16 protein-coding genes are annotated in these 11,420 nt (G+C 71.4%); 10 read left to right on the forward strand and 6 right to left on the reverse strand.

What is annotated here, in order from left to right:
* Positions 1-107: 107 nt before the first annotated feature.
* Positions 108-500, reverse strand: coding sequence for a hypothetical protein (locus tag ACLJQM_RS19135; RefSeq protein ID WP_247023850.1), 393 nt, complete (start codon positions 498-500; stop codon positions 108-110).
* Between the two features lie 191 nt (positions 501-691).
* Here ACLJQM_RS19135 and ACLJQM_RS19140 point away from each other — a divergent pair, with 191 nt between their 5' ends.
* Positions 692-1,384, forward strand: a complete 693-nt coding sequence (locus ACLJQM_RS19140; RefSeq protein ID WP_410632218.1) for an ATP-binding protein — start codon at positions 692-694, stop codon at positions 1,382-1,384.
* A 6-nt stretch (positions 1,385-1,390) separates the two neighbouring features.
* Here ACLJQM_RS19140 and ACLJQM_RS19145 read toward each other — a convergent pair whose 3' ends face one another.
* The gene (locus ACLJQM_RS19145) at positions 1,391-3,052 is read right to left on the reverse strand and encodes a glutamate--tRNA ligase (protein ID WP_410632219.1); all 1,662 of its coding nucleotides are present in this window, start codon (positions 3,050-3,052) and stop codon (positions 1,391-1,393) included.
* 157 nt (positions 3,053-3,209) lie between these two features.
* On the opposite strand from ACLJQM_RS19145, the gene ACLJQM_RS19150 reads away from it, so the two are divergent.
* The 7 genes from ACLJQM_RS19150 to ACLJQM_RS19180 all read left to right on the forward strand — a co-directional run bounded on the left by ACLJQM_RS19150 (position 3,210) and on the right by ACLJQM_RS19180 (position 8,419).
* Entirely contained in the window at positions 3,210-3,818 is a 609-nt protein-coding gene (locus ACLJQM_RS19150) for a hypothetical protein (protein ID WP_360780421.1), read from the forward strand.
* Positions 3,819-3,825: 7 nt separating this feature from the next.
* Complete coding sequence (locus ACLJQM_RS19155) at positions 3,826-4,128, forward strand: DUF1905 domain-containing protein (RefSeq protein WP_410632220.1); 303 nt, start codon at positions 3,826-3,828, stop codon at positions 4,126-4,128.
* Between the two features lie 86 nt (positions 4,129-4,214).
* Positions 4,215-4,709 carry a YbaB/EbfC family nucleoid-associated protein gene (locus ACLJQM_RS19160; RefSeq protein ID WP_247023845.1) on the forward strand — a complete coding sequence of 165 codons (495 nt, stop codon included), beginning with the start codon at positions 4,215-4,217 and terminating at the stop codon, positions 4,707-4,709.
* Between the two features lie 10 nt (positions 4,710-4,719).
* On the forward strand, positions 4,720-5,058 hold the full coding sequence (locus tag ACLJQM_RS19165; RefSeq protein WP_247023844.1) for a hypothetical protein: 339 nt from the start codon (positions 4,720-4,722) through the stop codon (positions 5,056-5,058).
* Complete coding sequence (locus tag ACLJQM_RS19170) at positions 5,055-6,182, forward strand: hypothetical protein (protein WP_247023843.1); 1,128 nt, start codon at positions 5,055-5,057, stop codon at positions 6,180-6,182. Before ACLJQM_RS19165 ends, ACLJQM_RS19170 begins: the two co-directional genes overlap by 4 nt.
* Entirely contained in the window at positions 6,113-6,823 is a 711-nt protein-coding gene (locus tag ACLJQM_RS19175; protein ID WP_410632221.1) for a hypothetical protein, read from the forward strand. The genes ACLJQM_RS19170 and ACLJQM_RS19175 overlap by 70 nt, the downstream gene beginning before the upstream one ends.
* A 510-nt stretch (positions 6,824-7,333) precedes the next feature.
* Entirely contained in the window at positions 7,334-8,419 is a 1,086-nt protein-coding gene (locus ACLJQM_RS19180) for a S1 family peptidase (RefSeq protein ID WP_410632222.1), read from the forward strand.
* Positions 8,420-8,422: 3 nt separating this feature from the next.
* Here the strand turns inward: ACLJQM_RS19180 and ACLJQM_RS19185 are convergent, their stop codons facing one another.
* From ACLJQM_RS19185 to ACLJQM_RS19195, 3 genes are all read right to left on the reverse strand, one after another.
* On the reverse strand, positions 8,423-8,689 hold the full coding sequence (locus tag ACLJQM_RS19185) for a GlsB/YeaQ/YmgE family stress response membrane protein (protein ID WP_247023841.1): 267 nt from the start codon (positions 8,687-8,689) through the stop codon (positions 8,423-8,425).
* Positions 8,690-8,780: 91 nt separating this feature from the next.
* The gene (locus ACLJQM_RS19190) at positions 8,781-8,948 is read right to left on the reverse strand and encodes a hypothetical protein (RefSeq protein ID WP_410632223.1); all 168 of its coding nucleotides are present in this window, start codon (positions 8,946-8,948) and stop codon (positions 8,781-8,783) included.
* Positions 8,949-8,984: 36 nt separating this feature from the next.
* Positions 8,985-9,182 (reverse strand): hypothetical protein, encoded by a 198-nt coding sequence (locus tag ACLJQM_RS19195; protein ID WP_410632224.1) that lies wholly within the window; start codon positions 9,180-9,182, stop codon positions 8,985-8,987.
* A gap of 69 nt (positions 9,183-9,251) precedes the next feature.
* Here ACLJQM_RS19195 and ACLJQM_RS19200 point away from each other — a divergent pair, with 69 nt between their 5' ends.
* Positions 9,252-9,677 carry a pyridoxamine 5'-phosphate oxidase family protein gene (locus ACLJQM_RS19200; RefSeq protein ID WP_247023837.1) on the forward strand — a complete coding sequence of 142 codons (426 nt, stop codon included), beginning with the start codon at positions 9,252-9,254 and terminating at the stop codon, positions 9,675-9,677.
* 87 nt (positions 9,678-9,764) lie between these two features.
* Positions 9,765-10,934 carry an LLM class flavin-dependent oxidoreductase gene (locus tag ACLJQM_RS19205; RefSeq protein WP_410632225.1) on the forward strand — a complete coding sequence of 390 codons (1,170 nt, stop codon included), beginning with the start codon at positions 9,765-9,767 and terminating at the stop codon, positions 10,932-10,934.
* A 39-nt stretch (positions 10,935-10,973) separates the two neighbouring features.
* Here ACLJQM_RS19205 and ACLJQM_RS19210 read toward each other — a convergent pair whose 3' ends face one another.
* Positions 10,974-11,108, reverse strand: a complete 135-nt coding sequence (locus tag ACLJQM_RS19210) for a hypothetical protein (RefSeq protein WP_410632226.1) — start codon at positions 11,106-11,108, stop codon at positions 10,974-10,976.
* Positions 11,109-11,420 lie beyond the last annotated feature (312 nt).

The raw sequence follows: 11,420 nt of genomic DNA on the forward strand, positions 1-11,420 counted from the left end.
CGGCCCACTGACACCGGGGACAAGCATGCCCGACCGCTCGCCGTGGGGCGCACCGGCGTCCCGTCCACTGGGGACGGGAGCGGTGCCGGGGCGTCCCTTGTGGACGGTCAGAACTCGTCGGCCGCCGTCAGTTCGTGCTCGAAGGCGTCCGCGCGCGCGACGACGGCCTTGAGGGGCCGCTCGAACTCCTCCTGGATGCTGAGGTCCTCCAGTGGGACGGTGTGCTTGAGCAGGGCGACGCCGTCCACCACGGCCGCGCCGCCGACCGCCGAACCGCCGGCGAGCTCGAGGAGCTTCCGCAGGTCGACGGAGTCGGCCCAGCCGACCGGCGAGGAGATCTCGATCCACGAGCCGCCGTCGAGTTCGGCCAGGTGGTGGACCGTCGCCTGCTGGGTCCGGTCGCTCGGGCCGTGCAGCCGGAACCGCAGCCAGCCGTCCGACTCTTCCAGGACTTCGTACCGCGTCCGCACAAAGTTGATCACGTCGATCCAGGTGGTCACGCGTCGAGCATGCCACGTCCGCCCGGAGTCCGGCACCGAGGACACTCCGGGCGCCGAGCGTTCCGGGCGGGTTTAGTCCGCGCGATGGGGGTTACACGTCGTGGTGTGGTGTCTCGGCTAACGTATAAACCCAGGTGCGCGCCCTCCGTGGCGGCGACAGCCGCGGGAAGCGGGGAAGCAACGGGGTGGCGATGACGTATTCCGCGGTGCACTTGGCCGTCGGCAGTCACGAAGAGGCCACCGTGGTCACCGTCACGGGCGAACTCGGCCCGGCTTCGTACCCGGTGTTGCGCGACGGCCTGCTCGAGATCGCGACGGACGCGCCGGAGGGCCTGGTGGTCGACATCCGCGCGCTGGCGATCGCCGACGCGTCGCTGACCGGGGTGTTCTCGCTGGTCGCCCGGCGGATCGGGGACTGGCCCGGCATCCCGTTCACGGTCGTGGCGGCCGACGCCGACCTGGCCGCCGCGGTGGCGGCGCCGGACCACCAGGTGCGGCGGCGCAGCGAACGCACCTTCGCCCGCGCCGCCGGCAGCTCGGCGCTGGTCCGCGACTTCGTCAGCGGTGAGCTGGCCGCGTGGGGCGTGCCCGAGCTCGCCGAAGACGCCCGGTTCATCGCCACCGAACTCGTCGAGAACGTGCTGCGGCACACCACTTCGGAACCGCGGCTGCGGCTCGACCTGCGCCGGGGCGTGTGCACGGTGGCCGTGGGCGACCAGGACACGCGCCCGGCGGTGCTGCTCGAACGGCTCTCCCCGTTCGAACCCGGCATGGGGCTGAAGCTCGTCGCGCAGCTGGCCCGCACGTGGGGCTGCAGCCGGTCCTGGTCGGGCGGGAAGGTCGTCTGGGCCGTGCTGAACGACCGTTCCCGCCTCGCCGGGTAGCGGCCGCTACTTGGTCAGCGCGGCGATCCGCGCCAGGACCTCGTCGCGGCCCAGCGCCTGGCTGATCGCGTGCAGGTCCGGGCTGCGCGTGGAGCCCGACAGCGCGATGCGGATGATCTGCGACGCTTCGCGGATCGAGCCCGGGAACCCTTCCGGGTTCTTCTTGAACTCCTTGGCGTTGCGGGCGAAACCGTGCTTGGCGGCGACCGCGCGGATCTGGTCGAACCACTCGCTGCCGTCGTCGAGCTGCCGGTAATCGGCCGAGAAGTCGCGCGCCACGGCCTGCACGACCGCGCTGTCGACGCCGAGCGCGGCGATGCGCTCGTCGTCCGCCCCGGTCACCGCCGCGTGCAGCTGCGGGAAGAAGAACCCGTAGACGGCGCGGAATTCGCTCCACTTCTTGAGGTCCTTGCGCGGGTTCTCGGCGCCGTCGCGCTCGACGGCGAGCGCCCGCAACGCGAGTTCCGGCTCGGCGTCGAGGACCGCCAGCAGCTCCTTGTCGAACCGCTCGGCCCAGGTGCGGACCGCCGCCAGGATCGCCGGGCCGGAGAGCGTCGCGATGTGGTCGGCGGCGATGTCGTCGAGCTTGACCAGGTCGACGAGCGGGCCGGCGACCCCGCACTCGGCGAGGTTGATCGGCTCGGTGAGAGCCTGCTCGAGCGGCAGCTCGGCGAGCCGGCCGTTGGCCAGGCCGCGCAGGTAGTAGAGGACGGCCTCGGTGGGGTAGCCGGCTTCGATGTAGAAGTCGACGGACGCCTCCGGGTCCTTCCGCTTGGACAGCTTGCGCTTGCTGCCGCCGTCCTGCTTCATCAGCGGCGCGATGTGCGCGTAGGTGATCGGCTCGAAGCCGAGCGCGGCGAACAGCTGCTGGTGCACCGGCACCGACGAGATCCACTCGTCGCCGCGGATCACCAGGTTGACCCGCATCAGGTGGTCGTCGACGGCGTGCGCGAAGTGGTAGGTCGGCAGCCGCGGGCTCTGGTCGGAGCTCTTGAGGATGACGACGTCGTTGCGGTTGGCCTCGGCTTCCAGCGGACCGCGGATGGCGTCGGTGAACCGGGCGCGGGCCCCGGCGGCAGTGGCGTCCTCGGGGACGCGGAACCGCACGACGTACGGGTCGCCAGCGTCGAGCTTGGCCTGGACGTCGGCCGGGTCGGCGTCGCGCCAGATGGCCCAGCTGCCGTAGTAGCCGGTGGGGAGCTTGGTGGCCTGCTGCCGCTGGGTGATGGCGGCGAGCTCGTCTTTGGTGGCGAAGTCGAGGTACGCCTTGCCCTGGCGGAGGAGGTCGCGCACGAAGGTCAGGTAGATCTCTTCGCGGGCGGACTGCTGGTAGGGCCCGTAGGCGCCGCCGCGGTCCAGATCCTCGTCGGCGGCGAGGTGGAAGTAGGCGAAGCCGCGCTCGAACTGCTCCAGCGCGCCTTCGACCTCGCGGGACTGGTCGGTGTCCTCGACCCGCACGAGGTAGCGGCCGCCGCTGCGGCGGGCGACGTCCTGGTCGATGGTGGCGGTGTAGATGCCGCCGATGTGCACGAACCCGGTCGGCGACGGGCCGAAGCGCGTGACCAGCGCGCCCTCGGGCAGCTGCCGGGCGGGGTAGCGCTCCTCCCAGTGCCCCGGTTCGGGCAGGTCGGCAGGGAAGAGGGCGTCGATGACCGCTCGGTCCAGCATGGGTTGTTCTCCCGCGTCGTGGTGCACTTGCCCGCCGTTCGGCGTCGGCGATGGTGGTCGTTTTCGCCGACGACGAGCCTAGCCGTCCGGCCCAGCCGCCCGGCCGGGCGGTCGTGAACAGCGGGAAAGGGTCCTTTCCTGTGCTAGTTTCCCGGGAATGCGCGGTCGGTTCCCCTTCGCCAGGACGCTCTCGGCAATCGCTGCCCTGCTGGTTTTCCCTTTGCTCGCCCCACCGCCCGCCGGTGCCGCGCCCGCGGGCCGCGAGTGCGCGACGCCGTCGATCGACCGGTACCAGCAGTGGCTGGCCAGCGGTGAAGGCGCCACCGTGCCGGCGACCGGGAGCCTGCTGGTCCGCGACCACCACCGCTACACGGCGAAGGTGTCGTTCGTCGGCGCCGAGTGGCACGTCGCCGTGCTGTGGCTGGCGAACGAGTTCGAAGCGCAGGCCGACCTTTCGCACTCGGCCGGGTTCTGGCTGACCTACCGGGCGAGCGACGACCTGTACGTCCAGCTGCGCCCGGCGTCGCACTGGAGCGGCGGCGACAAGTGGCTGACGCTGGTGCCCTCCACCCACGGGCGGCTGGTCACGAAGTTCTTCGGGTTCGCACCCGATCGGTGGACGTCGCTGCCCGAGCTGGGGACCCCGCCGTATTCGTTCGCCTCGGCGCTGCCGGAGGCGCGCGGGCTGGTGTTCGTCGGGAAGACGCCGAACGAGCTCGAGTTCCGCGGCCTGCGCGTCGACCACTACCGGCCGCCCTGCCGCTGACCCGGCCGTGAACGTCGTCTTCGAAGCCGAGCTCTGGGAGTGGTCCGCCCGGCGCACCGAGACCTGGGTCTTCGTGACGCTGCCCGCCGACGCTTCGGAAGACATCCGCGAGCTCACCGCGGGTCCGCGGCGCGGGTTCGGTTCCGTGCGCGTCCGGGTGACCGTCGGCGGGGCCGGGTGGCGGACGTCGATCTTCCCGGACAGCGCGCGCGGCGCCTACGTGCTGCCCGTCAAGCGGGCCGTCCGCGAAGCCGAGGGGCTCGACGTGGGGGACACCTGCGCGGTGTCCGTCGAGCTCGTCGACTTCTGAACGCCGGGATCCGCCGAAAGCGGATCGGGCGACGGGCGAATCTGTCATGATGCGGACAACGCCCCCGTAATGCGCAAGGGAGACACATGTCCGCCCAGATGGACGAGCTGATCGCCCAGTTCGAGAACTTCCGCAGCAAGGTGCGGCAGGCCGAGGCCCGGTTCGCCGGTGTCGGTGACATGCAGGAACGGGTCGCTCGGCTGGAGAGCACCGTGACGTCGCCGGACGGGACCGTCACCGTGACCGCCGGGGCGGGCGGGGCCATCACCGACCTGCGGCTCACCGCCGGGGCCACGCGCGTCGAGCCGGGGCAGCTCGCCGCCACGATCATGAACACCATCCGGCGCGCGGTCGCCGGGGCCGTGCAGCAGCAGGCCGGGATCGTCGACGACGCCTTCGGCGACTCGTTCGGCGTGGACGTCTCCGCGCAGGTTCGCGAAGCCCAGACCGAGGCGTTCGGAACCGCGGCGCCCGAGCCCGCGTCGGAACCGCAGCCGCGGCAGCCGTCGCGGCCCGTCCGGCGGCCCGCCGCCGACGAGGACGACGACTTCGGTCAGGGCCCCATCCTCCGCCGATCCTAGGGAAACCGCGATGCCAGACGGAATTCAGACGAACATCGGGGCGATCAACGCCTACGCCCGGCAATTGCCCTTCTACGAGGGTGAAGCGGACAAGTTCGGCGCCAAGATCGACGCCGCCGACGTCACGAACGAGGCCTGGGGCCTGATCGGCCTGTTCGCGAAGCAGGGCTACACCGACCGCCTCACCGAGCTGCGGTCGCTGCTGACCGACCTGAAGGACGGCGTCGACGGCTTCACCACGAAGCTGACCAAGGCCGCGGAGATGTACCAGGGCATGGAAGACGCCGGCAAGATCGCCTTCGGGCGCTACGAGGCGGAAATCGACGCGGTCGGGGGCCAGGGCGAATGACGGAGCCGAAGAAGAGCATCGCCGACGCGCTGAACGTCGAGGCGTACGACGAGAGCATGGGCGCGAACCTCGACCGCGCGGCCGGTTACGTGCCGGTGGCCGGCACGGCCTACAAGGCGGGCAAGTCGATCGGCGCGCACGCCCAGCAGGCGTTCCAGGCCGACAACCCGAGCGAGCTGGCCTCCGCGGGCGGCGCGCTGGTCGGCGACGGGGCCGCGTTCGTCGGTGCCGCCGCGGGCGACATGGTCACCTTCGCGATGGACCCGATCGGCTGGCTGGTCAGCCACGGCCTGAACATGCTGCTCGAGCTCGTCCAGCCGCTGCAGGACGCGCTGCACCAGGTCACCGGCGACGGCCCGGCGATCGGGCACGCGTCCGAGAACTTCGTGACGATCGCGCAGGGCTTCGTCGCCCTGGCCGACGACTTCGAGAAGACCGGCGACACCGCGCTGGCCGAGTGGGTCGACGAAGCGGGCAACGCCGCGAAGGAAGCGCTCGGCGACTTCTCCTCGGGCATCCGCGGCATCGGCTCCGCCGCCGGCTCGGTGGCCGAGGTGCTGCAGATGTGGTCGATGGTCATGGTGGTCATCGAAGAGGTGATCAAGGGGATCATCACCGAGCTGGTGTCCTGGCTGATCACGCTGTGGCTGCCGGCGCTGGCCGCGTCGGTGATCAGCTTCGGCGGCACGGTCGCCGCCGCCATGACGGCGTCGATCGCCAAGGCCGCGACGGTGCTCAAGAAGGTCACCTCGTACCTGGGCAAGTTCGGCAAGCTGCTCGACACCTTCATCGAGTTCCTGGCGAAGTTCTCGACGAACGTCGTCAAGTTCACGACCAAGCTGCGCGTCGGCGTGATGCCGGGTGAGACCAAGTTCGGTTTCGGCGCGGTCGCCCAGGGCTTCCAGCCGAGCAACCGCGTGCTGACGACCATGTTCGGCACCTCGGTCGGCGCCGGCCCGCTCCTCGCGGGTGCGGGTGTGAAGGCCGGCATCGGGGCCGCGAAGGGTGCGTTCGCCGAAGGCAAGGACGCCGTGACGCCCGAAGGGGACGAACCGTGGTTCGACAAGAGCGAGATCGGCGGGGACCGGACTCCGGAGGAGACCCGGAAGGACCTCGACATCTGACCGACCGCGCGGCCGCGCTCAACGCCCGGGCCGAGCAGTGGGCCGACGACGCCCAGGTCCGCCCGGGCTTCCGCGAGCGCGTGGAGGCCCTGGTGCGCGACCGCTGGCACGAGCCGGTGATCGTGCTGCGCCTGGGCGACCCCGACGTGGGCTTCGAGGTACCGGGCCGCCGTCCGGACGGGACGGTCGAGGGCTCGGAGCCGGTGAGCCAGTTCTTCCGCGGCGTCCTGCGCGGTGTGGGTACCGCGGTGGTGTCGGTGTTCTCGCTGGCCAACGGCGGCGGGGCCGGCCGGGTGTTCCAGCGCGACGTGCGGGTGACCGGGCCGGCGGACGCGCAGGTTCTCGGCCTGGCCGACCAGCTGCGGTCGTTGCGGGGGCCGTGGCTGGCGTTTTCGCCGTCGTGCCTGGCGTTGGTGGATACGGGATCGACGTACGTCGAGCCGGCGGACGCGCCGGCGCCGCGGATCGTGTGGGAGGCCCGGCAGCCGGAGCTGCCGGCGGTGAACTTCCGCCGGCACACGCTGACGTGGCCGGATGGGTCGGTCTTCCGGTTCCCGCTGCACGGGCGGACCGAGGAGCAGCACCTGCGGAAGTTCGTCGAGCCGCCGGGTGTGGTGCATTGGGAGGGCCGCCCGCAGTAGCGGCTGTCCCGCGCTTCGCGGCGCGGCCTTCGCGCGGACCAGGGCTGGCGGCAGTCGGGTTGTCGCCGCGAGCCTCCCGAGCCGCTGTCGTGCGCCGGAGGGTCCGGCGGGTGGCCCGCGCTTCGCGGCGCGGCATCTGCGCAGGCCGGATTGCGGCTGTGTGCGGGAAGCAGCGGTCGCGCCACCCCTGCTCACTGGGGCGGACAGGGCGCGCCCCGAGGGGGAGGAGAGCGCGCCATGTCCGTTCTTGAAACGGTACGCGCCCCCTGACCCTCCGGCGGCGGAACCACTCGTACGCCCGAGTCGCGCACAGTGACCGACCGCACCGGCCGGCTTACTGCCCGCGAAAACTGCGTAGGCGATTTGCCCGATACCTATCTTTTGTCCTGTCCGACGAAAGTCGGTACCGCCCCTCGCGGCGCGCGCAGCACCCTCGAGCTCACCAGTTCCCCCACCGTGGCCGGCGTGGCCACCCCTCGCCGGCTTTCCCCGTGAAAGTGAGCTCCCGGCATGCGCAGAACCGCACGCTCCGCCACGACCCTCCTCGCCGCCGCGGCGGCCATCGGGTTCTTCTCGCCCGTCAGCGCCACCGCCACCACCATCGACGGGTACTCGCCGTCGGTGCAGCGGGACGCCGTCGCTTCCCTCGCCGCGGAAGCGGGGATCAGCGAGTCCGCCGCCGTCTCGCTCCTGCGCACGCAGGCCGCGAGCGTCGGCACGGTGCAGCAGGTCACCGCCGCGCTGGGGGCCCGCGCCGCCGGCGGGTACCTCGACGCCGCCGCGAAGCCCGTCGTCAACGTGCTCGACCGGGCCGCCGCCGACCAGGTCACCGCGGCGGGAGCGCAGGCCAAGCTGGTCAAGCACTCCAGCGCCGCCCTCACCAGCGCGCAGGACACGCTGCAGGCGCTGCCCGCCGTCGCGCACACCTCGATCGGGCTCGACCCGACGACCAACCAGATCGTGCTGACCGTCGCCGACGCCGCCAAGGGCACCGACGCGCTGCTCAAGGCCGCCGGGTCACTCGGCGACCGCGTCCGGGTGGAACGGGTCGCCGGCGAGATGCACACGGCCATCTACAACGGCGAAGCCATCGCCGGCGGCGGCACGCGCTGCTCGGTGGGCTTCAACACCAACCGCGGCGGCCAGAACTACATCGTCGACGCCGGCCACTGCACCCGCGCGGTGTCGCAGTGGAACGTCGGGCCGTCGCAGGGGTCGAGCTTCCCGACCAACGACTACGGCCTGATCCGCAACACGACCGGCAGCGCCCCCGGCGCGGTCACCCTGTGGAACGGCTCCACCCAGCGGATCAGCTCCGCCGGCACCGCGACCGTCGGCCAGCGGATCAGCAAGAGCGGCAGCACGACGAACCTGACGTCGGGCTCGGTCCAGCGGCTGAACGTGACCGTGAACTACGCCGAAGGCTCGGTCTACCAGCTGATCCAGACCAACGCGCTGGTCAACCCCGGCGACTCGGGCGGCTGCCTGTTCGCGGGCAGCGTCGGCCTGGGCATCACGTCCGGCAAGGGCAGCGGGACGTCGTACTTCCAGCCGGTCGGCGAGGCGCTGAGCGCGTACGGCGTCAGCCTCAACTGAGCGTCAGTCGCGGCGGCTCCGGCCGAACGCCATCCGGTAGATCACCAGGATGATCAGCGCGCCCAGGACCGCCAGGCCCCAGGTGCGCAGGTCGAAGAAGGTGCCGAGGTCGGTGTGGAACAGGGTCTTGCCGACCCAGCCGCCGACGAAGGCGCCGCCGATCCCGAGCAGGATCGTGATGATGCAGCCGCCGGGGTCCTTGCCCGGCATGAGGGCCTTCGCGATCAACCCCGCGATGAGCCCGAGCACGATCCAGCTGATGACGCCCACGGGTGCCTCCGTCCGCCTGTCTTCCTGACGGCACAGGATGGCAGGCGGCGGCCCCGTGGGCACGGCGAGCCACGCCCACGTGATCCGGATCTCAGCCGGGCAGCGGCCGGTAACCCGAGCACAGGACGCGCAGCCAGTCGATCTCGCCGTCCCGCACCGCGTAGTAGGCCTGCTGCTCGACGATGTGGTCGACGTCGTCGCGGTGCCCCCGCAGCCGGTAGGCCACGTGCCCGCGGTCGGCGACCCGGCCGGTCGTCACCGAGCAGAGCTCCAGGATCCGGTCTCCCGCGCCGAATTAGCGGCCGAGGACGATGTCGCCGACGATCTCCGCCGGATCGGCCGCCGTCCAGTGCCGGCCGGCGAGCCGGGTCGCGATCAGCGCCGAGCGCAGCATGTGCTCCATCGGCTGGCCGAGGCCGAGGTCGATGGCCAGCGAGAGGGCGGCGAGCACCTCGGCCCGGCGCGGCACGTTCGGCTGGACGGCCATGGTCACCGCCTCTTCCGTGTCACCCCGTCGCGTCAGCCCACGTTTTTGTCGGACCCCGCGGGTAGCTTCCGGAGCATGGTGCTGACCAAGGAGGAACGCGAAGAATTTTTGGCGCAACCGCACGTCGGGGCGCTGTCCGTCGTCGAGCGGCCCGACCGGGCGCCGCTCGTCGTGCCCATCTGGTACCAGTACACGCCGGGTGGCGAGCTGTGGGTGCGCACCGGGCCCGACGCGCGCAAGACGCGGGCGATCCTCGCCGCGGGCCGGTTCAGCCTGCTGGCGCAGCGGACGTCGCCGACGGTTCGGTACGTGTCGGTGGAAGGGCCGGTGACGCGGACCGAGCCGGACACCGACGAGCGGTCGCTGGAGATGGCGTCGCGGTACCTGCCGCCGGGCACGGCCGAGGAGTTCGTGGCGTACGAGCGGAAGGAGCTGGGCGAGCACCTCACGGTGTTCCTGCGGCCGGAGCACTGGCTGTCGGCCGACCTGGGGCCGGGCTGATCGTTCGGCCGAACGTGCGACTTGCGTAACGGGGTGGTCGCTCTCGGGGACTGACTTCTCGGTAAGTCCGACGAGCGGAGGCCGTGGATGCAGATCGACCTGTTCAACGAGATCCAGAACCCGCGCCCGTGGCCGGAGGGGCACGAGCAGCTGCGGTTCCGCCAGGCGATCGAACAGGCCGTCCTCGCCGACGAGCTCGGCTACGGCTGCTGGTGGCAGGTCGAGCACCACGGCGCGGGGGAGTTCAGCCTCTCCTCGGCCCCGGAGCTGATGCTGGCCGCGCTGTCCCAGCGCACCAGTCGGATCCGGCTCGGCCACTCCGCCGTGCTCGCGCCGGGCCGGTTCAACCACCCGATCCGCGTCGCCGAACGCGCGGCGACGCTCGACCACCTCAGCGGCGGCCGCGTCGAGCTGGGCCTGACCCGCTCGACCATCCCGGAGTGGCGGCTGTTCGGCATCGAGCCGGTCGAGGCGCGCGCCCAGACGCAGCAGGCGTTCGAGATGGTGCCGAAGATGTGGACCGACGAGCGGTTCTCCCACGGGAGTGACGACTACCAGATCGACGACGTGGCGATCGGGCCCAAGCCGCTGCAGCGCCCGCACCCGCCGCTCTGGCAGGCGGCGGCGAGCCCGGCGTCGTTCGAGGAGGCGGGCCGGCGCGGGGTTGGCGTGCTGGGCACGACGATGTGGGAGTCGCTGGAGCGCGCGGGCCGCCTGATCGGCCTCTACCGCGCGGCGGCCGAGGCGTGCACGGACCCGGTCGGCGCGTACGTCAACAACCAGGTCGGCTTCTTCACGTTCGTCCACTGCGCGGACACCGACGAGGAGGCGATGCGCAACGGCGCCGCGGCGGCGGCCGCCTGGTACACGGTGACGGCGTTGACGTTCTTCGAAGCGGCAACGGAGTTCGTCCGCGCCAACGCCCGCAACGAACAGCTGCTCTCGTCCCCGGACGGCGGCGGCCTGACGGGCGACTTCCTCCGCGGCGAGGCGGCGAACACCCCATCGGAGGCGAACCTGCTGATCGCCCGCATCCTGCAGGGCGAGCAGGTCGCCGACGACGAGGTCTTCGAGGTGCTGAGCGCGCAGGACTCGCTGATCGTGGGCAGCCCGGAGACGTGCCGCAAGAAGCTGCGCGCGTACGCGGAGCTGGGCATCGACCGGATGATGTGCTTGCAGCAGATCGGCGGCATCCCGCACGACAAGGCGCTGAAGAGCATCCGGCTGATCGGAGAACTGATCCCCGACCTGGCCTGAGTCGGGTGGTGGACAGGTCGTTCGGGAGGCTGGAGCGCTTCACCCAGGGCCGTTGTGGTGTCGTTCGTCGCGGTACTCTTCAGCACGTTCGTCTTCAGGTACGACCGGCGTACATCCCGCCGCGACCTCCTGCTCGACACGCACGAACGTCAGCTCTTGGTCGAAAACCAGCATGGACGGGCGGTGCTGTTCGAAGCGCAGGCAAGCGGCACTCCGGCCGGCGACCTGTCCGCCGCGGACTTCCGGTCGGCCAACCACGCGCTTCGTCGCTCAACATGCTCGGATTCCTCTGCTGCCGGCGGTATGTCTCGACGCGGGACGCTATCGCGCTGTGGGGGCTGATCGCGGTACGCGTCGTCGCTCCGGCCGAGACCGCGGGGTTCTTCGCTCTGCGAGACTCGCAGCAGGAAGGAACTCCGGTTTCGCCGTACCTCCGCCAGTTCGCGCAGAGCGCGCAGGAGCATTCCGACCTCTACCCGAACCCTC

It is taken from the genome of Amycolatopsis sp. cmx-4-83, assembly GCF_046548815.1.
In the GTDB taxonomy this organism is placed as follows: domain Bacteria; phylum Actinomycetota; class Actinomycetes; order Mycobacteriales; family Pseudonocardiaceae; genus Amycolatopsis; species Amycolatopsis pretoriensis_A.